This is a genomic window from Lactococcus sp. bn62 (assembly GCF_029492705.2).
In the GTDB taxonomy this organism is placed as follows: domain Bacteria; phylum Bacillota; class Bacilli; order Lactobacillales; family Streptococcaceae; genus Lactococcus; species Lactococcus petauri.
In genome coordinates, this window is the sequence record NZ_CP120418.1 from 37,132 (window position 1) to 58,995 (window position 21,864).

Genomic DNA, 21,864 nt, shown 5'->3' on the forward strand with positions numbered 1-21,864 from the left:
ACCTTATTTGATAGTAGATTTAAAACTTTGCAACAGAACCCTTAACTATATTCGTGAAGGGGATATTGTTATTGTTACTGAATTAGATCGATTAGGACGAAATAATAAAGAATTAACAGAATTGATGAATCAAATTCAAATTAAGGGGGCAACCCTGGAAGTCTTAAATTTACCCTCAATGAATGGTATTGAAGATGAAAATTTAAGGCGTTTGATTAATAGCCTTGTCATTGAATTGTACAAGTATCAAGCAGAATCAGAACGAAAAAAAATTAAGGAACGTCAGGCACAAGGAATCGAAATTGCTAAGAAAAAAGGCAAATTCAAAGGTCGTCAGCATAAATTTAAAGAAAATGATCCACGTTTAAAGCATGCTTTCGATTTGTTTTTGAATGGTTTATCCGATAAAGAAGTTGAAGAACAAACTGGAATCAATCGCCGAACGTTTAGAAGGTATCGAGCAAGATATAACGTGACAGTCGATCAAAGAAAAAACAATGAAAAGAGGGATAGTTAATGAGTACGGTTATTTTAGCTGAAAAACCAAGCCAGGCATTAGCCTACGCAAGTGCTTTAAAACAAAGCACCAAAAAAGACGGTTATTTTGAGATCAAAGACCCACTATTTACAGATGAAACGTTTATCACCTTTGGTTTTGGGCATTTAGTGGAATTAGCAGAACCAGGTCATTATGACGAAAAGTGGCAAAATTGGAAACTTGAATCTTTGCCGATTTTTCCTGATCGATACGATTTTGAAGTTGCAAAAGATAAGGGAAAGCAGTTTAAAATTGTTGCAGAACTTCTCAAAAAGGCAAATACAATTATTGTTGCAACAGATAGCGACAGAGAAGGTGAAAATATCGCCTGGTCGATTATCCATAAAGCAAATGCCTTTTCAAAAGATAAAACATTTAAAAGACTATGGATCAATAGCTTAGAAAAAGATGTAATCCGAAGCGGTTTTCAAAATTTGCAACCTGGAATGAATTACTATCCCTTTTATCAAGAAGCGCAAACACGCCAAATTGCCGATTGGTTGATCGGCATGAACGCAAGCCCTTTGTATACGTTAAATTTACAACAGAAGGGCGTACAAGGTACATTTTCACTAGGACGTGTTCAAACGCCCACCTTATACCTTATTTTTCAGCGCCAGGAAGCCATAGAGAATTTTAAAAAAGAACCTTTTTTCGAGGTGGAAGCTAGTATAAAAGTAAACCAAGGGTCGTTTAAGGGCGTTCTAAGCCCCACACAGCGTTTTAAAACCCAAGAGGAGCTTTTAGCTTTTGTTTCTTCTAAACAAGCTAAAATAGGCAATCAAGAGGGGATAATTGCTGATGTTCAAACCAAAGAGAAGAAAACGAATAGTCCGAGTTTGTTTTCTTTAAGTAGTTTGCAATCAAAAGTCAATCAGCTTTATAAAGCGACAGCGAGCCAAACTTTAAAAGCTATGCAAGGACTGTATGAAGCAAAATTATTGAGTTATCCAAGAACAGATACACCATTTATTACAGAGAACGAATTTGCTTATTTAAAAGCGAATTTTGGCAAATATAGCGGTTTTTTAGGACTTGATCTTGAAATGGTTCAAACAGAGCCTAGAAAGCGTTATGTGGACGGTAGTAAGGTACAGGAACACCACGCCATTATCCCAACAAAACAAGTACCTAACGAATCTGTATTAGCGAAAATGGACGATTTACAACGAAAAATATATGCTTTAGTCGTTAAAACGACCGTTGCCATGTTTTTACCTGATTACTTGTATGAAGAAACCAAGATACAAACGAAAGTAGCTGATTTGCTGTTTCAATCGATCGGAAAGACACCAAAGCAAGAAGGGTGGAAAATTCTTTTCAAACAACAAACCAAAGAAGAAAAAGAGGACGTTCAAACGTTACCACTCGTTATCATTGGCGAACGTGCCGAAGTTGGTGTTAAGAGTGTTGAAAAAGAAACGCAACCGCCAAAAGCTTTTACAGAGGGTACATTATTAACTGCTATGAAAACGGCGAATAAAACGGTTGATGATGAAGAAGCAATCAAGATTTTACAAGAAGTTGAGGGGATTGGAACAGAAGCGACAAGAGCAAGTATTATTGAAGCGTTAAAACAAAAAGAATATATCCAAGTGATTAAGAATAAGCTTGTTGTAACTGAAAAAGGAAAATTATTGTGCCAGGCAGTTGAAAGTCAGCACCTTTTAACGAGTGCTGAAATGACGGCTAAATGGGAAACGTATTTAAAAAAAATCGGTAAAAGAGAAGGCAATCAAGAGAACTTTATTACGAATATCAAAAAATTCATTGTTCATTTACTGGAAGCTGTACCTAACGATATAGAAAAACTAAATTTTTCTGATTACCAGGAACAGAAAGAAAAAGAAGCAGAAAAAAGTATTGTAGGAAAATGTCCTAAGTGTGGCAACAATATTGTATTAAAAAAATCGTTTTATGGTTGTTCAAATTATCCTGAATGTAAGTTTACTTTAGCTGAACATTTTAGAAAGAAAAAACTAACCAAAACGAATGTAAAAGAATTACTGGAGGGAAAAGAAACCCTGGTAAAAGGAATCAAAAACAAAGAGAAAAAGCCCTACAATGCCGTTGTAAAAATTGGGGAAAAGGGATATATTGATTTTATCTCTTTTTCAAAATAAACATAAAAGCCCTTTAAAGAGGGCTTTTATATATTAATCACAAATCACTTATCACAAATCACAAGTGATTTGTGATTGTTGATGATAAAATAAGAATAAGAAGAAATAGAAAGAAGTGAGTGATTGTGGGAAATTTAGGCGCACAAAAAGAAAAACGAAATGATACACCAATCAGTGCAAAAAAAGATATAATGGGAGATAAGACGGTTCGTGTTCGTGCTGACTTGCACCATATCATAAAAATCGAAACAGCAAAGAATGGCGGAAACGTAAAAGAAGTTATGGAAATAAGACTTAGAAGCAAACTTAAGAGTGTGTTGATAGTGCAGTATCTTAAAATTTTGTGTATAATAGGAATTGAAGTTAAATTAGATGCTAAAAATTTGTAATTAAGAAGGAGGGATTCGTCATGTTGGTATTCCAAATGCGTAATGTAGATAAAACATCTACTGTTTTGAAACAGACTAAAAACAGTGATTACGTAGATAAATAAATACGTTAGATTAATTCCTACCAGTGACTAATCTTATGACTTTTTAAACAGATAACTAAAATTACAAACAAATCGTTTAACTTCTGTATTTATTTATAGATGTAATCACTTCAGGAGTGATTACATGAACAAAAATATAAAATATTCTCAAAACTTTTTAACGAGTGAAAAAGTACTCAACCAAATAATAAAACAATTGAATTTAAAAGAAACCGATACCGTTTACGAAATTGGAACAGGTAAAGGGCATTTAACGACGAAACTGGCTAAAATAAGTAAACAGGTAACGTCTATTGAATTAGACAGTCATCTATTCAACTTATCGTCAGAAAAATTAAAACTGAACATTCGTGTCACTTTAATTCACCAAGATATTCTACAGTTTCAATTCCCTAACAAACAGAGGTATAAAATTGTTGGGAATATTCCTTACCATTTAAGCACACAAATTATTAAAAAAGTGGTTTTTGAAAGCCATGCGTCTGACATCTATCTGATTGTTGAAGAAGGATTCTACAAGCGTACCTTGGATATTCACCGAACACTAGGGTTGCTCTTGCACACTCAAGTCTCGATTCAGCAATTGCTTAAGCTGCCAGCGGAATGCTTTCATCCTAAACCAAAAGTAAACAGTGTCTTAATAAAACTTACCCGCCATACCACAGATGTTCCAGATAAATATTGGAAGCTATATACGTACTTTGTTTCAAAATGGGTCAATCGAGAATATCGTCAACTGTTTACTAAAAATCAGTTTCATCAAGCAATGAAACACGCCAAAGTAAACAATTTAAGTACCGTTACTTATGAGCAAGTATTGTCTATTTTTAATAGTTATCTATTATTTAACGGGAGGAAATAATTCTATGAGTCGCTTTTTTAAATTTGGAAAGTTACACGTTACTAAAGGGAATGGAGATAAATTATTAGATATACTACTGACAGCTTCCAAGAAGCTAAAGAGGTCCCTAGCGCCTACGGGGAATTTGTATCGATAAGGGGTACAAATTCCCACTAAGCGCTCGGGACCCCTTGTAGGAAAATGTCCTAAGTGTGGCAACAATATTGTATTAAAAAAATCGTTTTATGGTTGTTCAAATTATCCTGAATGTAAGTTTACTTTAGCTGAACATTTTAGAAAGAAAAAACTAACCAAAACGAATGTAAAAGAATTACTGGAGGGAAAAGAAACCCTGGTAAAAGGAATCAAAAACAAAGAGAAAAAGCCCTACAATGCCGTTGTAAAAATTGGGGAAAAGGGATATATTGATTTTATCTCTTTTTCAAAATAAATATAAAAGCCCTTTAAAGAGGGCTTTTATATATTAATCACAAATCACTTATCACAAATCACAAGTGATTAATCACAAATCACTTGTGATTTGTGATTCTTAATGATACAATATTACTATACAAAAAAAGAATGGGGCGTAGTTATGGAGAAGGAAAAACTAAAAATACTTGAAGAATTAAGACGTATTTTAAACAATAAAAATGAAGCAATTATTATCTTGAATAATTACTTTAAAGGTGGTGTTGGAAAGTCCAAATTATCGACTATGTTTGCTTACTTGACAGACAAATTGAATTTAAAAGTTTTAATGATCGATAAGGACTTACAGGCAACATTGACAAAAGACTTAGCAAAAACTTTTGAGGTAGAATTGCCACGTGTCAATTTTTATGAAGGCTTGAAAAATGGAAACTTGGCTTCTTCTATTGTTCATTTGACTGATAATTTAGACTTGATCCCTGGCACGTTTGATTTGATGTTACTGCCAAAATTAACTCGCTCATGGACTTTTGAAAATGAAAGTAGATTGCTTGCTACTCTTTTAGCACCTTTAAAAAGTGACTATGATCTCATTATTATTGATACTGTACCAACGCCAAGCGTTTATACAAATAATGCAATCGTGGCGAGTGATTACGTTATGATCCCTTTACAAGCAGAAGAAGAAAGTACAAACAACATTCAAAACTATATTTCCTATTTGATTGATTTACAAGAACAATTTAACCCTGGACTAGATATGATCGGTTTTGTTCCTTATTTAGTTGATACGGACAGCGCAACGATAAAATCAAACCTGGAAGAACTGTACAAGCAACATAAAGAAGATAACTTGGTTTTCCAAAATATTATCAAGCGAAGTAATAAAGTAAGTACCTGGTCTAAAAATGGAATTACAGAACACAAAGGCTATGACAAAAAAGTTTTATCCATGTATGAGAACGTATTTTTTGAAATGCTTGAGCGAATTATTCAATTAGAAAACGAAAAAGAATAGAATCACAAATCACAAGTGATTAATCACAAATCACTTGTGATTTGTGATTGTTGATGATAAAATAAGAATAAGAAGAAATAGAAAGAAGTGAGTGATTGTGGGAAATTTAGGCGCACAAAAAGCAAAACGAAATGATACACCAATCAGTGCAAAAAAAGATATAATGGGAGATAAGACGGTTCGTGTTCGTGCTGACTTACACCATATTATAAAAATTGAAACAGCAAAAAATGGCGGAAACGTAAAAGAAGTTATGGATCAAGCCTTAGAAGAATATATACGGAAATATTTACCTGATAAACTTTAAAAAGGAGTGAAAATGAAATGGCAGTTACGTATGAAAAAACATTTGAAATAGAGATCATTAACGAATTATCGGCAAGCGTTTATAATCGAGTATTAAACTATGTTTTGAACCATGAACTAGATACTAAAAATACTCGTTTACTAGAAGTGAATCTTTTAAATCAATTAGAAGTGGCACAAGAAGTTGATTTATTTCAACAACCATTTGAAGAATTACAAGCTATTCATGAGTATTGGCGGTCAATGAATCAATATTCAAAACAAATTTTGACAAAAGAGAAAGTGGCTTAACATGGCGAATATTACTGACTTCACCGAAAAGCAATTTGAAGATCGTTTAGAAAAGAATGTTGAACGACTAACTAAAAATAGACTAGCGGTTGAATCGCCAACCGCTTTTTTACTTGGTGGGCAACCAGGATCAGGTAAAACTAGTTTGCGATCGGCAATTTCCGAAGAGACACAAGGAAATGTTGTTATCATTGATAATGATACGTTCAAACAACAGCACCCTAATTTTGATGAACTAGTGAAACTTTATGAAAAAGACGTAGTAAAATACGTTACCCCTTATTCTAATCGCATGACAGAAGCGATCATAAGCCGTTTGAGAGATAAAGGGTATAATTTAGTGATTGAAGGTACAGGACGAACAACAGACGTTCCTATTCAAACCGCAACAATGCTTCAAGCCAAAGATTATGAAACAAAAATGTATGTCATGGCAGTACCTAAAATCAACTCATATTTAGGAACAATTGAACGGTATGAAACTATGTATGCAGATGATCCAATGACAGCCAGGGCAACACCAAAACAAGCGCATGATATTGTTGTCAAAAACTTACCGACCAATTTAGAAACCCTTCATAAAACGGGCTTATTTAGCGATATAAGGCTTTACAATAGAGAAGGAGTGAAACTCTATTCAAGCTTAGAAACGCCTTCCATTAGTCCGAAAGAGACCTTAGAAAGAGAATTAAATCGTAAAGTATCAGGGAAAGAAATTCAACCGACTTTGGAGAGAATAGAGCAAAAAATGGTTCAAAATCAACACCAAGAAACCCCTGAATTTAAAGCAATTCAACAAAAAATGGAAAGCTTGCAGCCACCTACACCACCAATACCCAAAACACCTAAACTTCCAGGGATTTAAACCTTAAAAAAGTAAAAGAGTAGTTACCAAAAAACGGTAACTACTCTTTTTTTATAAAAACATTTCCTCATTTTTTAAAAGCTGATCGAGAAATAAAGCACACAACTGTATTCTTTCTTTTTTCAGTTGGTACATTTTGCAGTCTGTAACGTGCCATTTACTGTTTGTTACCTTAACATATCCAGTCGAAAACACAAGGGTATATAAACGAGCAAGCTCGCCCTTGTGTTTTCTTTGTGTCTATGTTGCGTTCTCGTCACAGCAAACGACACGAACACACTGGCGAAAATGAACCAACAAAACGAAAAAAGAAAGGAGCGTACACTGTAATTTATTTCTAGCTTTTAAAACATGAGGAAAACAGCTTCACTTCCTCAAACGCCTAACAAAAATGGTTGTCAAAAAACTAAAAATCAAAAAAAGAAAAGAGGAAAAGAAAATGGAAAAAACAAAAAAATTACAATTAGAAGATTTTACAGAAAATGGGTTTTATGGAACACAAGAACAGCAATATCTAAAAGCTCAAGTAAGAGAAGAGCTAAAAGAGCAAGGCTTTATCATAGATAGCAGTTTTGAGGGCGATTTTAAAACATGGATAGGTGTATACGCAAGACCAAAAGATAAACCGACCTACTTAGACCCTCAAAACGATAAAGAAGCAGAAGAACAAGAGCAATATTCTATTAACGGCTTTAAACAAGATTTTAGCGAATGGTTTGAGTGGGAAATAAAAAATTTGAAAATTAAAGAAATGTAAAAAAAAAGCCTAGCAAAAAAAGTAAGTAGTTCAGTTTTGGAGTACAAAATGACAAAATGTACTTCAAAATGGACTACTTTTTTCATTTTAACTTACATACCAAATTACATACAAAATGATTTATAAAATGCAATTGAAAATGATAATTGAATGAAAATTTGTGATTTTGTGGTATTATGATAATATAACTTATAGAAAAAATTGCTTATTCAACTAACGGGCAGGATAATGAGAAAAGGTTTTTTGATAGAAATAAGAAATTAGATGGTAAATTAGTTAAAAAGGCTGTGTTATAAATGAAAGTTTCTTTGATTGCTGCGATGGATAAGAATAGAGTGATTGGCAAAGAGAATGACATTCCTTGGAGGATTCCCAAGGACTGGGAATATGTTAAAAATACTACAAAGGGACATCCGATAATATTAGGTAGGAAGAACCTTGAATCAATCGGAAGAGCCTTACCTGACAGAAGAAATATTATTCTGACGAGAGATAAGGGGTTTACCTTTAATGGTTGTGAAATTGTTCATTCAATAGAAGATGTTTTTGAGTTATGTAAAAACGAAGAAGAAATTTTTATTTTCGGAGGAGAACAGATTTATAATTTGTTTTTCCCTTATGTTGAGAAAATGTACATCACAAAAATACATCATGAATTCGAAGGAGATACTTTTTTTCCAGAAGTGAATTATGAGGAATGGAATGAGGTATTTGCCCAAAAAGGGATAAAGAATGATAAAAATCCGTATAACTACTATTTTCATGTATATGAAAGAAAAAACTTATTGAGTTAACGGGTGCGTTAATTGAAGAAGAACAGTAAAGATAAAGCACAAGAGCTTGGGATTACTCCAAGCTCTTTTTGTCATTTGAAATAAATTATATCTTTCCAATCAAATTGTTTATCTGTAATCCCTAATCTTTGAGCAGGTGTCAAAACCTTTTTATCCGCTGATTTAAAAGGGCGACAAAAGTTGTAGTAAGTTCTTAGAATTGTAATCGCAAATTGAGCATACTTCGGATTGAAGTTAGCGTAAATATAGCTCTTCTTATCACCACGAGCTGTTGTTAATGGTCTTTCAAGAGATGATATATAACGTCTTATCTGTTGAATAAAGCTATTGGTCGAATGGTCATTAACATTTAATAGCATCTTTGCGATTTCGTTTGGTTCCAGAGCAGATAAATCCGTTCTACAATCAACTGAATAAAATCCTTTATCCTTAGTGGCTAATGGATGTTTGATAGGGTTATCGGCATATTTGCGATATCTTTCTCCATCTTTACTAATAGCCTCTTCGTGGAATTGATGACTTGTTAGTAATTCAGTTAGATAATGAGATGCCAAAGTCCGTAGAAACTTTGTTTTGAATCCTCTGATATCTCCCCAATCGAGCAGTTCTGCTTTTGCTTGTCCGAATTCTTTTAAGCATTGTTTTCTGCTTTTCGTCTTGTTAACTTGGCAAATAAAATGATGTGCATCGCTCAACCTTAATTCTTTCGTGAATACTCTATAAAAGGCGTTTCTAATAGAGAAGTCATCATCACTAATCATTCGCCATTCGTCGGCATTAACCATTTGTTTAATTAACCAATAGTGAGCAGTTGTAGTATAAGGAGCATCAACATTTAAACCATCGACAAATCTACTCCTATTAGTAATTTTCCCTAATTCGTGAAGATAAGCATTCCTATTTTCGCTATCGTTAGCGGATGGTTCTTGTGGATAATAAGACCAATCGGTTCTGTTGCAAAGTTTTAAATAAAGAATAAAATCCCTTACGGTATCTATGATTTAAGCTGGGATTCCCAATAATACCTTGATTTCAGTACAGACCGAAAACCCGAAGAGAGTGCCTTCTTTTCGGGTTTTCTTATATAATCCTCGGATGGCTTCCATGCCTTTAATCGTGGTAGAGGCAGTGCGTAAACTTCGATAGAATTTATTGCGTCTCTTTACTGGACGATGGTCTTGTTCAATCAAATTATTCAGGTATTTAATGGTACGATGTTCTGTCCCTTGATAAAAGCCGTATTCTTTTAGTTTCTTAAAGGCACTTGTAATAGAGGGGGCTTTATCTGTGACTACAACCTTCGGTTCATCAAACTGCTTCACTAACCGCTTAAGAAAAGCATAGGCTGCTTGTGTGTCCCGTTTTTTACGTAACCAAATATCCAAGGTTAAACCATCTGCATCGATGGCTCGATACAAATAATGCCATTTTCCTTTAATTTTGATGTACGTTTCATCCATTTTCCATGAATAAAAGGATTTTTTATTTTTCTTTTTCCAAATTTGATAGAGTAGTTTGCCATATTCTTGCACCCAACGATAAATCGTCGTATGAGAAACGTTAATGCCACGATCATATAAGATTTCTTGAACTTCACGATAGCTAAGGTTATAACGAAGATAGTAGCCCACGGCTACAATAATCACATCCTGCTGAAATTGCTTTCCTTTAAAATGATTCATCGTCATTCCTCCTGCTATCTTTTTCTATTATTCTACCTTATTTGATAGTAGATTTAAAACTTTGCAACAGAACCGTCTAGTGTGTTATACTTTACATGGAAGTTGTACCGAAATATTGTGTTGTGAAGTCTATATAATTTTAAAATTATGAAGTCTATATACGTGCGTAAAGATATTTAAAGAGATTAAAAATAATAAAAATAAAAATTGAATTAAAAAGAGATATGGTTGATTATTGGAACGATTGTTTTAATGATTTACATATATTACAACCAGATTGGAAAACTATCGAACGTACTTCTGATAGAGCAATGGTTTTTATGTTGTTGAATGATGAAGAAGAATGGGGAAAATTAGAAAGACGTACTAAGAATAAATATAAAAAATTAATTAAAGAAATATCTCTAATTGATTTAACTGATTTAATGAAATCGACTTTAAAAGCGAACGAAAAACAATTGCAAAAGCAGATTGATTTTTGGCAACGTGAATTTAGATTTTGGAAGTAAAGTAACTTTGTTTTATACAAAATGTTACTTTAGTATAATTAACGTTTAAGAGGTGACACAATATATGAAAAAATCAGAGGATTATTCCTCCTAAATACAAAGAGATAAGATGAAATTTAGGAGGAAAATTATATATGACTTTTAATATTATTAATTTGGAAACTTGGGATAGAAAAGAATATTTTAATCATTATTTCAATCAACAAACAACTTACAGTGTTACTAAAGAATTTGATATCACTTTACTTAAAAGTATGATAAAAAATAAAGGATATAAACTGTATCCTGCTTTGATTTATATAATTGTAAATATTATAAATCAAAATAAAGTATTTAGAACAGGAATTAATAGTGAGGGAAATTTGGGTTATTGGGACAAATTAAACCCTTTATATACAGTCTTTAATAAAGAAACTGAAAAATTTTCTAACATTTGGACAGAATCAAATGTTAGTTTTAATTCTTTTTATAATAGTTATAAGAGTGACTTACTTGAATATAAAGATAAAAATGAAATGTTTCCTAAAAAACCAATACCTGAAAACACAGTTCCTATTTCGATGATTCCTTGGATTGATTTTAGTTCATTTAATTTAAATATTGGTAATAATAGTAGATTCCTATTGCCAATTATTACAATGGGTAAATTTTATAGTAAGAATAATAAGATCTATTTACCAGTCTCATTGCAAGTTCATCATGCGGTATGTGATGGTTACCATGTTTCATTATTTATGAGTGAATTTCAAAATATGGTTGATAGTGTAAATGAATGGATTTAAATCTAAAATAACTTTCATAAACTTAAGTAATTATGATATTTATAAGTTTATAGCAACTACCATTTTTGGTTGCTGGTGTTTTGATTTTGAATTTGGTTTTGAACTTATGGACTGATTTATTCAGTCCATTTTTTGTGCTTGCACAAAAACTAGCCTCGCAGAGCACACGCATTAATGACTTATGAAACGTAGTAAATAAGTCTAGTGGGTTCTGTTGCAAAGTTTTAAATAAAGAATAAAATCCCTTACGGTATCTATGATTTAATCTGGGATTCCCAATAATACCTTGATTTCAGTACAGACCGAAAACCCGAAGAGAGTGCCTTCTTTTCGGGTTTTCTTATATAATCCTCGGATGGCTTCCATGCCTTTAATCGTGGGTGAGGCAGTGCGTAAACTTCGATAGAATTTATTGCGTCTCTTTACTGGACGATGGTCTTGTTCAATCAAATTATTCAGGTATTTAATGGTACGATGTTCTGTCCCTTGATAAAAGCCGTATTCTTTTAGTTTCTTAAAGGCACTTGTAATAGAGGGGGCTTTATCTGTGACTACAACCTTCGGTTCATCAAACTGCTTCACTAACCGCTTAAGAAAAGCATAGGCTGCTTGTGTGTCCCGTTTTTTACGTAACCAAATATCCAAGGTTAAACCATCTGCATCGATGGCTCGATACAAATAATGCCATTTTCCTTTAATTTTGATGTACGTTTCATCCATTTTCCATGAATAAAAGGATTTTTTATTTTTCTTTTTCCAAATTTGATAGAGTAGTTTGCCATATTCTTGCACCCAACGATAAATCGTCGTATGAGAAACGTTAATGCCACGATCATATAAGATTTCTTGAACTTCACGATAGCTAAGGTTATAACGAAGATAGTAGCCCACGGCTACAATAATCACATCCTGCTGAAATTGCTTTCCTTTAAAATGATTCATCGTCATTCCTCCTGCTATCTTTTTCTATTATTCTACCTTATTTGATAGTAGATTTAAAACTTTGCAACAGAACCCTATTTTTTTATTCTTCGTAACTCATTCTTTTCCCTTGACTTTGATAGTTTACAATTGTAAACTATATATAGATAGAAATTTCAAAGCATTCATTTAGGAGGAAAATATGTCAAATAAAACTCATTCGTCTAATCACGATGAAATGATGGCTGAGCATCATCATAATCATGAAATGATGGATATGGAGCACGAAAACCATGAGATGCACAACATGCACAATATGGATATGATGAATCATGGAGGACACATGATGCATATGGGTGATATGAGTAAAAAGCTCAAAGTGGCTATCATTCTTATGATTCCGCTTCTACTCATTTCACCAATCGCGGGCTTTACTATCCTTAAATTCCCCGGAAGTGAAATTTTGCAACTCATCCTTGGTACAATTATCTTCTTTTACTCTGGGACTCCTTTTTTTAGCGGAGCAAAAGGTGAATTAAAAAGCCGTAAGCCAGCCATGATGATGCTGATTACAATGGGAATTACCGTTGCCTATGCTTATTCTGTTTACGCCACAATCATGAGTCTTAACGGACATATGGGCATGAACTTCTGGTTTGAACTGGCAACTTTAATTGTCATTATGTTGATTGGTCACCTGATTGAGATGAAAGCAATCATGGGTGCTGGCGATGCGTTGAAAGATTTAGCAAGCCTTGTTCCCAAAAAAGCTCACTTAAAAAGCGGGAAGGATGTGGAGCTTTCAGAACTAAAAGTTGGCGATTTACTTTTAGTGAAAGAAAATGAGAAAATACCTGCAGATGGCCTTATATTAAGTGAAGCGCTCGTTGATGAGTCAATGATTACTGGTGAAAGCCGAGCAGTCAATAAAAAAACAAATGACCTTGTTTATGGTGGTTCCCTCAATCAAAACCAACCATTTGAGATGAAAGTCACAACCCTTGGAAAAGATTCATTTCTCAATCAAGTGGCCGAATTAGTCAAGAAAGCCCAAGCTCAAAAATCTAATTTGGAAAATATGGCAGATAGAGTGGCTGGTTACCTTTTCTATGCCGCACTTATTGTCGGTATCTTCTCATTAATTTTTTGGACAATTAGTTCTAACTTTAGTTTTGCTCTACTTCTTGCGGTTTCTGTTTTTGTAATTGCATGTCCACACGCTTTAGGTCTTGCGGTTCCACTTGTTGTTTCTCGCCTAACCAGTATTTCTGCTAAAAATGGTTTATTAATTCAAAACAGAACTTCTCTAGAAAAAATAAATACAATTAAATATGCCTTAATGGATAAAACGGGAACATTAACTGACGGTAAGTTTATTGTTCGTAATGTTATTGATTTTACTGATGAAACAGACACTCTCCAAATCATGGCAGCACTTGAAGGAAGTTCCACTCACCCGATTGCTCAATCAATCGTTGCAGCTGCTAAACCTCTTGAAAATCTAAAAGTTGAAGCGGTTGAAAATATTCCAGGAGTTGGAATTAAAGGGCAAGTTAATCAAAACTTTTATCAAATTGTTAACTATAAATATCTTCGTGAAAATCAACTTTCTTATGATGAACAAAAGATTGCTCAATATTTAGATTTAGGTTTAACTGTATCTTTCCTAATCAATGAACAACAAGATGTTTTAGGATTTATTGCCTTAGGAGATTCTCCTAAAGCAGACGCGAAAGCCTTTATTAATGGTTTATTAGCCCAAGGAATTACCCCTGTTATGCTCACGGGTGATAATAAAGAAACTGCTCAAAAAATTGCTAGTGCACTAAATATTCCCGAATTTAGAGCGGAATTAAAACCTGAAGATAAAGCAGAAATTGTGAAAGAGTACCAAAAGAAAGCCGGCGTGCTTTTCATTGGTGATGGTGTCAATGATTCCCCAGCTCTTGCAACTGCTACGATTGGTTTTGCGATTGGAGCAGGAACTTCGGTTGCTATCAGTACCGCTGATGTCGTCCTAGTTAACTCCAATCCAAGTGACGTCTTGGATATGATTAATATCTCCAAACGCATGCTTAGAAAAATGAAACAAAACCTCTGGTTTGGAGCAGGCTATAACATTATTGCTATTCCTGTTGCAGCGGGTATTCTTTATCCATTTACAGGGATTTATATTGACCCTCTCATTGCAGCAGTCCTGATGTCAATCTCAACCGTGATTGTCTCAATCAACGCGATGGGATTGAGGTATGATAAAAAATAGAAGAGCACATGCTCTTCTATTTTTTTCATACTAATTATGAAACTTTTATCACTTAAATATACTTAAAGATTAAGTATGATATCACACAAATACTAATGATTGTAATGATATTTTTTAAATATGGTTTATTTTTAAATGATTTTAGAATCTTTCGTTCATAATCATTTAATTGACTCCCTTGATGAACTAGAAAATAAATATTACCTCTAAGATAACGATTAGCATCAAAAACATCAAAGACTCCTTGAAGTAAATAATCTTTAGTATCTTGAAGCAGTTTTTTTATTTCTAATCTAACCTCATTAGAATCAAGATAAATATCTATATTTTCCATAAACACTTGATAGCTTTTTCCTCTTTTAATTTTTCTTGGCTTTTGTTTAGTAAGGCTTTCAAATCTAACGAGTCCATTTCTGGACTACCATCAAATAGTTAGACATAAAATGAACTACATTTTTCGAAAATAATTTTTTATTCCATACTAAATATTGTCATATTGTCAAAAACCACAAAAACAGAAATTTACGAAAAGCTCCAATTTTTTGGAAAGTTAAATAATGTGTACATATTTTCAACAAACCATACATTAGACATAAAAAAAACACCGTAAAATTGTTTGATTCATACGGTGCTTTTTTTATGTCTAATTATTTAAGAGTAGTCCAGTCTAGAGCTTCTGTCCTAGAAATACTATCGATGCCAAATTCTTCCATAGTCTTCTGACAGCGAAAAATTCTAAGCTGCTCAATACTGATGAATTTTTTCGTGTATTTAGGAAAAGCAACATCAGACCAATATCTGAAACGTTTGTAAATGTTATCTATTTGTTGGATATCAATCGTTGGAAAACATTTCTCAACGCTACGTTTAAAGGGGAGTTGATGGTCATAAAGAGTGTCATCAAGGTCAAAAACAATATTTTTATAAGTCATAATTCTAGTCCGCTTTTAAAATAGTAGTGTACTGGCTAAATTCCTCTAAGTGTTGAGGGCTAATCTGGTTATCTGTAATGATGGTATCGAGTTGATCTAGATTGTAGAAGTTAAAGAAATCGTATCGATCGAATTTAGTACTGTCTACTAATAAGAATTTTTCTACAGCACTGTTTAGGGCAAGTTGTTGAATCACACCTTCCTTGTCACTATATGTAGCAATAGAATTATGGGTAACAGCATTTGCACTAACAAAAGCTTTGGCAAATCTCATTGCTTTTAAATTTGTCGAAGCCATTGAACCTACAAAAGCTCCAGTTATTTCTCTATATTCACCGCCAAGAAGCAATAAATCAATGGTTTCGCTATCATTTAGAATCAAGAACACAGGGAGACTATTTGTAATGACACGAATTTTATAACCTTTACGACCTTTCAATTCTAATGCCAGTTGTTCAAGTGTAGTTCCGGGTCCAATAAAAATAGTATCGCCATCTTTGATTAAAGAGCAGGCTTTTTTAGCAATGTCAATTTTTTCTTTTGTATTTAGACTTTTCTTCTCGATATGTGTCTTTTCAAGTGGCTTTTTAGAGGAAAGCAATTGTGCACCACCATGAGTACGTGTTAAAAGTCCATCAGCTTCTAGAGCATCAAGGTCTCTACGGGCTGTCATATCGGAAATATCTAGTTCATCTATTATTTCTTTTATGGTTATGGTCCCATCAATCTTTAACATATCTAAAATTTTTTCTAATCGTCGTTTTTTGTTCATATGAAGACTCTTCTTTCATAAAGTAATTTTTTTCCAAAGATAATTCTCTTTTAATTGTATCATAAAAGACAATGTTTTCAAGGTAAAACAAACAATTTTAAACAAAAACAAACGTTAGATGATGAAATAAGAACAGAGGATTGACGTATATTAGCTTAGGTCAGATTTTGTATAAGACGAAAATAAAGTAGGACCTCTTAATCAGTAAGTTATAGAAAGTAAAAGACTTTTGTAATACTTGAATAGATATTTCACGTCCATTTTGTGATGGATTAAATGAACAAAAATGAACAATAATTTAACGGTGTTATCTATTTTTTAAAAAAACAAAAAATAAACAAAAAATAAACAAAAAAAGCGTTGCTTTTTGTTTGAATGTTTGATATTATATAAACAAAGAAATGATGAAAACGTTATTTCGAACATTTTGCAAAATATTTTCTACTTCTACGTAGCATTTCTTTTTAAAATTTAGGAGGTAGTCAAAATGGCTATTGTTGTTGGTGCAGATCTCAAAGGTACGAGATTAAAAGATGTTGTGAAAAATTTTCTTGTAGAAGAAGGTTTTGAGGTAATTGATGTGACTAAGGACGGACAAGATTTTGTTGATGTTACCTTGGCAGTTGCCTCTGAAGTAAATAAAGATGAGCAAAACTTAGGTATTGTAATTGATGCTTATGGAGCTGGTCCATTCATGGTAGCAACTAAAATTAAAGGTATGGTTGCAGCAGAAGTTTCAGATGAACGCTCAGCTTATATGACACGTGGACATAACAATGCACGAATGATTACGGTTGGCGCTGAAATCGTCGGTGATGAGCTTGCTAAAAACATCGCTAAAGCTTTCGTCAATGGTAAATATGATGGCGGACGTCATCAAATCCGAGTAGATATGCTTAACAAGATGTGTTAAGAAAAGGAGTTAAAAAATGAGAATCGCAATTGGATGTGACCACATTGTCACAGATGTAAAAATGGCAGTATCAGAATTCTTGAAATCAAAAGGACATGAGGTCCTTGATTTCGGGACATATGACCACGTACGTACTCACTACCCTATCTATGGTAAAAAAGTCGGTGAAGCAGTAGTAAGTGGTCAAGCAGACTTGGGAGTATGTATCTGTGGTACAGGTGTCGGCATTAACAATGCAGTCAATAAAGTTCCAGGTGTTCGCTCAGCGTTGGTTCGTGATATGACGTCAGCTCTATATGCTAAGGAAGAACTTAATGCGAATGTTATCGGTTTTGGTGGAATGATTACTGGTGGTCTTCTTATGAATGACATCATTGAAGCTTTCATTGAAGCTGAGTACAAACCAACAGAAGAAAATAAAAAATTGATTGCAAAAATCGAACACGTTGAAACACATAATGCACATCAAGCAGATGAGAATTTCTTTACAGAATTCCTTGAAAAATGGGACCGTGGTGAGTACCACGATTAAGGTATAACCAATGATTCTGACAGTCACACTAAATCCTTCAGTAGACATCTCTTATCCTCTAGAAACATTGAAAATTGATACAGTGAATAGGGTGAAAGATGTTAGTAAGACAGCTGGTGGAAAAGGCTTAAATGTTACTAGAGTCTTGTATGAATCTGGTGATAAAGTTACTGCTACAGGTTTCTTAGGTGGTAAAATTGGTGAATTTATTGAAAGCGAATTAGAACAATCTCCTGTTAGTCCAGCTTTTTATAAAATCTCAGGAAACACTAGAAACTGTATTGCTATCTTACACGAGGGTAACCAAACAGAAATTTTGGAACAAGGACCAACAATTTCTCATGAAGAAGCAGAAGGCTTTCTTGACCACTATAGCAATCTTATTAAGCAATCAGAAGTTGTCACAATTTCAGGAAGTTTGCCTTCAGGACTTCCCAACGATTATTATGAAAAACTTATCCAACTTGCTTCGGATGAAGGAGTAGCAGTCGTTTTGGATTGTTCAGGTGCACCACTTGAAACAGTTCTAAAATCGTCGGCTAAACCTACTGCCATCAAACCTAATAATGAGGAACTTTCACAGTTGCTTGGAAAAGAAGTAACAAAAGATATTGAAGAACTCAAAGACGTTCTTAAAGAGTCACTTTTTAGTGGTATCGAATGGATAGTGGTCTCATTAGGTCGAAACGGTGCCTTTGCAAAACATGGTGATGTTTTCTATAAGGTAGATATTCCTGATATCCCAGTTGTTAATCCAGTCGGATCAGGGGACTCAACGGTAGCTGGTATTGCATCAGCTTTAAATAGTAAAAAAAGTGACGCTGACTTATTAAAACATGCGATGACATTGGGTATGTTAAATGCTCAAGAAACAATAACAGGGCATGTGAATATGACTAATTACGAAATACTAAACTCACAAATTGGAGTAAAAGAGGTATAAAAATGGTACTTACAGAACAGAAACGCAAATCTTTGGAAAAACTTTCAGATAAAAACGGTGTTATCTCAGCTTTGGCATTTGACCAACGTGGTGCTTTGAAACGTTTGATGGCACAGTATCAAGATACAGAACCAACTGTAGCTCAAATGGAAGAACTAAAGGTTTTGGTTGCTGATGAACTTACAAAATACGCTTCTTCAATGTTGCTTGACCCTGAATATGGACTTCCAGCAACAAAAGCATTGGATAAAGAAGCTGGTCTTCTTCTTGCTTATGAAAAAACAGGTTATGATACATCAAGTACAAAACGTTTGCCTGACTGCTTGGATGTTTGGTCTGCAAAACGTATCAAAGAGCAAGGCGCTGATGCCGTTAAGTTCTTGCTTTACTATGATGTAGACAGCTCAGATGAACTTAACCAACAAAAACAAGCTTATATTGAACGTGTTGGTTCTGAATGTGTCGCTGAAGATATTCCTTTCTTCTTGGAAATCCTTGCTTATGATGAAGAAATCTCAGATGCAGGTTCTGTTGAATACGCAAAAGTGAAACCTCGCAAAGTCATTGAAGCAATGAAAGTTTTTTCTGACCCACGCTTTAACATCGATGTTCTTAAAGTTGAAGTACCAGTAAACGTTAAGTATGTTGAAGGTTTTGCTGATGGTGAAGTGGTTTACAGTAAAGCTGAAGCTGCTGACTTCTTTAAAGCACAAGAAGAAGCGACTAACCTTCCATACATCTACCTAAGTGCAGGTGTATCTGCTAAATTGTTCCAAGAAACATTGCAATTTGCTCACGACTCAGGTGCCAAGTTTAATGGTGTCCTTTGTGGACGTGCTACTTGGGCAGGTTCTGTAGAACCTTATATCAAAGATGGTGAAGCATCAGCACGTGAATGGTTGCGTACAACTGGATTCGAAAATATTGACGAACTTAATAAAGTTCTTGTTAAAACAGCTAGTCCATGGACTGATAAAGTATAGTAAAAATACAACACGGAGGATAATGTTATGAATAGAGAAGAGATGACTCTTTTAGGGTTTGAAATTGTTGCCTACGCTGGCGACGCTCGCTCTAAACTTTTGGAAGCGCTTAAAGCAGCTGAAAATGGTGACTTCGCTAAGGCAGATAGTCTTGTAGTAGAAGCAGGAAGTTGCATTGCAGAGGCACACAATTCTCAGACAGCTATGTTGGCTCGAGAAGCTTCTGGGGAAGAACTTCCATACAGTGTTACTATGATGCATGGTCAGGATCACTTGATGACTACGGTCTTGTTAAAAGATGTGATTCATCACCTTATCGAACTTTATAAAAGAGGAGCAAAATAATGCATAAACTCATTGAACTTATTGAGAAAGGGAAACCGTTCTTTGAGAAAATTTCTCGAAACACCTATCTCCGTGCTATTCGTGATGGATTTATCGCTGGTATGCCAGTCATCCTTTTCTCATCAATCTTTATCTTGATTGCCTATGTGCCAAATGCTTGGGGCTTTCACTGGTCTAAAGGTGTTGAAACTTTCTTGATGACTCCTTATAGCTATTCAATGGGTATCCTAGCATTCTTTGTTGGTGGTACTACCGCGAAAGCTTTGACGGACTCGATGAACCGTGACCTACCTGCGACTAATCAAATTAACTTCTTGTCTACAATGCTAGCGTCTATGGTTGGTTTCCTTTTGATGGCAGCTGAACCTGCTAAAGAAGGAGGCTTCTTGACAGCCTTCATGGGTACAAAAGGTCTCTTGACAGCATTTATCGCAGCGTTTGTGACAGTTAATGTTTATAAAGTCTGTGTAAAAAATAATGTTACCATTCGTATGCCTGAAGAGGTTCCACCAAATATCTCTCAAGTATTTAAGGACTTGATTCCGTTCACCGTCTCAGTTGTTCTCCTATATGGACTTGAACTCCTTGTTAAGGGAACTCTTGGTGTAACTGTTGCAGAATCAATTGGTACCCTTATTGCTCCTCTCTTCTCAGCTGCAGATGGTTACCTTGGAATTACACTTATCTTTGGTGCTTATGCCTTCTTCTGGTTTGTTGGTATCCACGGTCCTTCAATTGTCGAACCAGCAATCGCTGCTATCACTTATGCCAATATCGATGTCAACTTGCATCTTATCCAAGCTGGACAACATGCAGATAAAGTTATCACTTCTGGTACTCAAATGTTTATTGTTACCATGGGTGGAACAGGAGCTACATTGATTGTTCCATTCTTGTTCATGTGGATTTGTAAATCAGAACGTAACCGTGCCATCGGACGTGCCTCAGTTGTTCCAACATTCTTTGGGGTTAATGAGCCAATCTTATTTGGTGCACCAATCGTATTGAATCCGATTTTCTTTGTACCGTTCATTTTCGCTCCGATTGTCAACGTTTGGATCTTTAAATTCTTTGTTGACACATTGAACATGAACTCATTCTCTGTCAACCTTCCATGGGTTACTCCTGGTCCGTTGGGAATTGTACTCGGTACTAACTTCCAAGTTCTATCATTTATCTTAGCCGGACTCTTGGTAGTTGTTGATACTATCATTTATTACCCATTTGTTAAGGTATACGATGAACAAATTCTTGAAGAAGAACGTTCTGGTAAAAGAAACGATGCTCTTAAGGAAAAAGTAGTTGCAAACTTCAATACTGCTAAAGCAGATGCCGTTCTTGGAAAAGCAGGCGTTGCTAAAGAAGATGTAGCAGCAAATAATAATATCACAAAAGAAACTAATGTCCTTGTTCTTTGTGCAGGTGGAGGTACAAGTGGCTTGCTTGCCAATGCCTTGAACAAAGCAGCAGCAGAATACAATGTTCCAGTCAAGGCGGCAGCGGGTGGTTACGGTGCTCACCGTGAAATGTTGCCAGAGTTTGACTTGGTAATCTTGGCTCCACAGGTCGCTTCAAACTTCGATGATATGAAGGCTGAAACAGATAAATTGGGCATTAAACTTGCAAAAACTGAAGGAGCTCAATATATCAAATTGACACGTGACGGACAAGGTGCTCTTGCATTTGTTCAACAACAGTTTGATTAATAAATTTGTAAAAGTTATTTGAGACGAGATCACTCATTCCATTTTCTCAACACAGTGTTAACCATATCATTTCATTTCCTTGGTTTTCAGAATACAGAATCTCGTCTCAAATGCTTTTTTTGA

General features: G+C 34.5%; 22 protein-coding genes and 5 pseudogenes. 21 read left to right on the plus strand and 6 right to left on the minus strand.

The genetic code is table 11. The features are described from left to right. Positions 1 to 40: 40 nt before the first annotated feature. From P3G65_RS11360 to dfrG, 12 genes and pseudogenes are all read left to right on the plus strand, one after another. Positions 41 to 517: pseudogene (locus P3G65_RS11360) on the plus strand (recombinase family protein); the annotation flags it as partial. After that, positions 517 to 2,661 (plus strand): type IA DNA topoisomerase, encoded by a 2,145-nt coding sequence (locus P3G65_RS11365; protein WP_002343776.1) that lies wholly within the window; start codon positions 517 to 519, stop codon positions 2,659 to 2,661. The pseudogene P3G65_RS11360 and the gene P3G65_RS11365, both read left to right, overlap by 1 nt. Before the next feature lie 125 nt (positions 2,662 to 2,786). Continuing rightward, positions 2,787 to 3,050: a peptide-binding protein gene (locus tag P3G65_RS11370; RefSeq protein WP_002311901.1), complete on the plus strand. Its 264-nt coding sequence runs from the start codon at positions 2,787 to 2,789 to the stop codon at positions 3,048 to 3,050. A gap of 20 nt (positions 3,051 to 3,070) precedes the next feature. Continuing rightward, entirely contained in the window at positions 3,071 to 3,154 is an 84-nt protein-coding gene (locus tag P3G65_RS11375; RefSeq protein WP_032501549.1) for a 23S rRNA methyltransferase attenuator leader peptide ErmL, read from the plus strand. 124 nt (positions 3,155 to 3,278) lie between these two features. Next, positions 3,279 to 4,016 carry a 23S rRNA (adenine(2058)-N(6))-methyltransferase Erm(B) gene (erm(B), locus tag P3G65_RS11380; protein WP_001038790.1) on the plus strand — a complete coding sequence of 246 codons (738 nt, stop codon included), beginning with the start codon at positions 3,279 to 3,281 and terminating at the stop codon, positions 4,014 to 4,016. A 169-nt stretch (positions 4,017 to 4,185) separates the two neighbouring features. After that, a pseudogene (locus P3G65_RS11385) lies at positions 4,186 to 4,446 on the plus strand (topoisomerase DNA-binding C4 zinc finger domain-containing protein); the annotation flags it as partial. A gap of 102 nt (positions 4,447 to 4,548) precedes the next feature. Beyond that, positions 4,549 to 5,445, plus strand: coding sequence for a ParA family protein (locus tag P3G65_RS11390; RefSeq protein WP_002326827.1), 897 nt, complete (start codon positions 4,549 to 4,551; stop codon positions 5,443 to 5,445). A gap of 91 nt (positions 5,446 to 5,536) precedes the next feature. After that, positions 5,537 to 5,752: a peptide-binding protein gene (locus P3G65_RS11395; protein ID WP_001835296.1), complete on the plus strand. Its 216-nt coding sequence runs from the start codon at positions 5,537 to 5,539 to the stop codon at positions 5,750 to 5,752. Between the two features lie 17 nt (positions 5,753 to 5,769). After that, a complete protein-coding gene (locus tag P3G65_RS11400) occupies positions 5,770 to 6,042 on the plus strand; it encodes an antitoxin (RefSeq protein WP_002326825.1) in 273 nt (90 codons plus the stop codon). 1 nt (position 6,043) lies between these two features. Further along, on the plus strand, positions 6,044 to 6,907 hold the full coding sequence (locus P3G65_RS11405) for a zeta toxin family protein (RefSeq protein ID WP_002332783.1): 864 nt from the start codon (positions 6,044 to 6,046) through the stop codon (positions 6,905 to 6,907). Between the two features lie 439 nt (positions 6,908 to 7,346). Further along, complete coding sequence (locus tag P3G65_RS11410; protein ID WP_002326830.1) at positions 7,347 to 7,664, plus strand: hypothetical protein; 318 nt, start codon at positions 7,347 to 7,349, stop codon at positions 7,662 to 7,664. A 296-nt stretch (positions 7,665 to 7,960) separates the two neighbouring features. After that, positions 7,961 to 8,458: a trimethoprim-resistant dihydrofolate reductase DfrG gene (gene dfrG / locus P3G65_RS11415; RefSeq protein ID WP_000868795.1), complete on the plus strand. Its 498-nt coding sequence runs from the start codon at positions 7,961 to 7,963 to the stop codon at positions 8,456 to 8,458. 71 nt (positions 8,459 to 8,529) lie between these two features. Here the strand turns inward: dfrG and P3G65_RS11420 are convergent. Next, positions 8,530 to 9,414, minus strand: a pseudogene (locus P3G65_RS11420) (insertion element protein); the annotation flags it as partial. A 45-nt stretch (positions 9,415 to 9,459) separates the two neighbouring features. Then, the gene (locus P3G65_RS11425; protein WP_001015311.1) at positions 9,460 to 10,140 is read right to left on the minus strand and encodes an IS6-like element IS1216 family transposase; all 681 of its coding nucleotides are present in this window, start codon (positions 10,138 to 10,140) and stop codon (positions 9,460 to 9,462) included. A gap of 197 nt (positions 10,141 to 10,337) precedes the next feature. On the opposite strand from P3G65_RS11425, the pseudogene P3G65_RS11430 reads away from it, so the two are divergent. Both P3G65_RS11430 and catA read left to right on the plus strand, forming a co-directional pair. Further along, positions 10,338 to 10,649 (plus strand): annotated as a pseudogene (locus tag P3G65_RS11430) (replication initiation protein); the annotation flags it as partial. Between the two features lie 134 nt (positions 10,650 to 10,783). Further along, positions 10,784 to 11,431, plus strand: a complete 648-nt coding sequence (gene catA, locus P3G65_RS11435; protein WP_002295562.1) for a type A chloramphenicol O-acetyltransferase — start codon at positions 10,784 to 10,786, stop codon at positions 11,429 to 11,431. 261 nt (positions 11,432 to 11,692) lie between these two features. Here the strand turns inward: catA and P3G65_RS11440 are convergent, their stop codons facing one another. Continuing rightward, positions 11,693 to 12,373 carry an IS6-like element IS1216 family transposase gene (locus P3G65_RS11440; RefSeq protein ID WP_010713944.1) on the minus strand — a complete coding sequence of 227 codons (681 nt, stop codon included), beginning with the start codon at positions 12,371 to 12,373 and terminating at the stop codon, positions 11,693 to 11,695. A gap of 181 nt (positions 12,374 to 12,554) precedes the next feature. Here P3G65_RS11440 and P3G65_RS11445 point away from each other — a divergent pair, with 181 nt between their 5' ends. Beyond that, entirely contained in the window at positions 12,555 to 14,615 is a 2,061-nt protein-coding gene (locus P3G65_RS11445) for a heavy metal translocating P-type ATPase (protein WP_207144608.1), read from the plus strand. Between the two features lie 52 nt (positions 14,616 to 14,667). Here P3G65_RS11445 and P3G65_RS11450 read toward each other — a convergent pair whose 3' ends face one another. From P3G65_RS11450 to P3G65_RS11460, 3 genes and pseudogenes are all read right to left on the minus strand, one after another. After that, positions 14,668 to 14,949 (minus strand): hypothetical protein, encoded by a 282-nt coding sequence (locus P3G65_RS11450; RefSeq protein ID WP_207144607.1) that lies wholly within the window; start codon positions 14,947 to 14,949, stop codon positions 14,668 to 14,670. 328 nt (positions 14,950 to 15,277) lie between these two features. Then, positions 15,278 to 15,547 (minus strand): annotated as a pseudogene (locus tag P3G65_RS11455) (HAD family hydrolase); the annotation flags it as partial. 4 nt (positions 15,548 to 15,551) lie between these two features. Further along, the gene (locus P3G65_RS11460) at positions 15,552 to 16,319 is read right to left on the minus strand and encodes a DeoR/GlpR family DNA-binding transcription regulator (RefSeq protein WP_004256014.1); all 768 of its coding nucleotides are present in this window, start codon (positions 16,317 to 16,319) and stop codon (positions 15,552 to 15,554) included. 487 nt (positions 16,320 to 16,806) lie between these two features. Between P3G65_RS11460 and lacA the strand changes: the two genes are divergently transcribed. The 6 genes from lacA to P3G65_RS11490 are packed head-to-tail and all read left to right on the plus strand — an operon-like array spanning position 16,807 to position 21,741. After that, positions 16,807 to 17,232: a galactose-6-phosphate isomerase subunit LacA gene (gene lacA, locus P3G65_RS11465; protein WP_004256011.1), complete on the plus strand. Its 426-nt coding sequence runs from the start codon at positions 16,807 to 16,809 to the stop codon at positions 17,230 to 17,232. A 16-nt stretch (positions 17,233 to 17,248) separates the two neighbouring features. Further along, positions 17,249 to 17,764 carry a galactose-6-phosphate isomerase subunit LacB gene (gene lacB / locus P3G65_RS11470; RefSeq protein WP_004256007.1) on the plus strand — a complete coding sequence of 172 codons (516 nt, stop codon included), beginning with the start codon at positions 17,249 to 17,251 and terminating at the stop codon, positions 17,762 to 17,764. A gap of 10 nt (positions 17,765 to 17,774) precedes the next feature. Continuing rightward, positions 17,775 to 18,707, plus strand: coding sequence for a tagatose-6-phosphate kinase (lacC, locus tag P3G65_RS11475; protein WP_004256005.1), 933 nt, complete (start codon positions 17,775 to 17,777; stop codon positions 18,705 to 18,707). A gap of 2 nt (positions 18,708 to 18,709) precedes the next feature. After that, positions 18,710 to 19,690: a tagatose-bisphosphate aldolase gene (gene lacD, locus P3G65_RS11480; RefSeq protein ID WP_004256003.1), complete on the plus strand. Its 981-nt coding sequence runs from the start codon at positions 18,710 to 18,712 to the stop codon at positions 19,688 to 19,690. Positions 19,691 to 19,717: 27 nt separating this feature from the next. Beyond that, positions 19,718 to 20,035 (plus strand): PTS lactose/cellobiose transporter subunit IIA, encoded by a 318-nt coding sequence (locus P3G65_RS11485; protein WP_002290550.1) that lies wholly within the window; start codon positions 19,718 to 19,720, stop codon positions 20,033 to 20,035. Continuing rightward, a complete protein-coding gene (locus tag P3G65_RS11490; RefSeq protein ID WP_003133497.1) occupies positions 20,035 to 21,741 on the plus strand; it encodes a lactose-specific PTS transporter subunit EIIC in 1,707 nt (568 codons plus the stop codon). The genes P3G65_RS11485 and P3G65_RS11490 overlap by 1 nt, the downstream gene beginning before the upstream one ends. The last annotated feature ends 123 nt before the right edge of the window (positions 21,742 to 21,864 follow it).

Coding starts and splice junctions, on each gene's coding strand:
- P3G65_RS11365 (WP_002343776.1), top strand. CDS start 517: ATGAGTACGGTTATTTTAGCTGAAAAACCAAGCCAGGCATTAGCCTAC.
- P3G65_RS11375 (WP_032501549.1), top strand. CDS start 3,071: ATGTTGGTATTCCAAATGCGTAATGTAGATAAAACATCTACTGTTTTG.
- P3G65_RS11390 (WP_002326827.1), top strand. CDS start 4,549: ATGATACAATATTACTATACAAAAAAAGAATGGGGCGTAGTTATGGAG.
- P3G65_RS11400 (WP_002326825.1), top strand. CDS start 5,770: ATGGCAGTTACGTATGAAAAAACATTTGAAATAGAGATCATTAACGAA.
- P3G65_RS11405 (WP_002332783.1), top strand. CDS start 6,044: ATGGCGAATATTACTGACTTCACCGAAAAGCAATTTGAAGATCGTTTA.
- P3G65_RS11410 (WP_002326830.1), top strand. CDS start 7,347: ATGGAAAAAACAAAAAAATTACAATTAGAAGATTTTACAGAAAATGGG.
- dfrG (WP_000868795.1), top strand. CDS start 7,961: ATGAAAGTTTCTTTGATTGCTGCGATGGATAAGAATAGAGTGATTGGC.
- P3G65_RS11425 (WP_001015311.1), bottom strand. CDS start 10,140: ATGAATCATTTTAAAGGAAAGCAATTTCAGCAGGATGTGATTATTGTA.
- catA (WP_002295562.1), top strand. CDS start 10,784: ATGACTTTTAATATTATTAATTTGGAAACTTGGGATAGAAAAGAATAT.
- P3G65_RS11440 (WP_010713944.1), bottom strand. CDS start 12,373: ATGAATCATTTTAAAGGAAAGCAATTTCAGCAGGATGTGATTATTGTA.
- P3G65_RS11445 (WP_207144608.1), top strand. CDS start 12,555: ATGTCAAATAAAACTCATTCGTCTAATCACGATGAAATGATGGCTGAG.
- P3G65_RS11450 (WP_207144607.1), bottom strand. CDS start 14,949: ATGGAAAATATAGATATTTATCTTGATTCTAATGAGGTTAGATTAGAA.
- P3G65_RS11460 (WP_004256014.1), bottom strand. CDS start 16,319: ATGAACAAAAAACGACGATTAGAAAAAATTTTAGATATGTTAAAGATT.
- lacA (WP_004256011.1), top strand. CDS start 16,807: ATGGCTATTGTTGTTGGTGCAGATCTCAAAGGTACGAGATTAAAAGAT.
- lacB (WP_004256007.1), top strand. CDS start 17,249: ATGAGAATCGCAATTGGATGTGACCACATTGTCACAGATGTAAAAATG.
- lacC (WP_004256005.1), top strand. CDS start 17,775: ATGATTCTGACAGTCACACTAAATCCTTCAGTAGACATCTCTTATCCT.
- lacD (WP_004256003.1), top strand. CDS start 18,710: ATGGTACTTACAGAACAGAAACGCAAATCTTTGGAAAAACTTTCAGAT.
- P3G65_RS11485 (WP_002290550.1), top strand. CDS start 19,718: ATGAATAGAGAAGAGATGACTCTTTTAGGGTTTGAAATTGTTGCCTAC.
- P3G65_RS11490 (WP_003133497.1), top strand. CDS start 20,035: ATGCATAAACTCATTGAACTTATTGAGAAAGGGAAACCGTTCTTTGAG.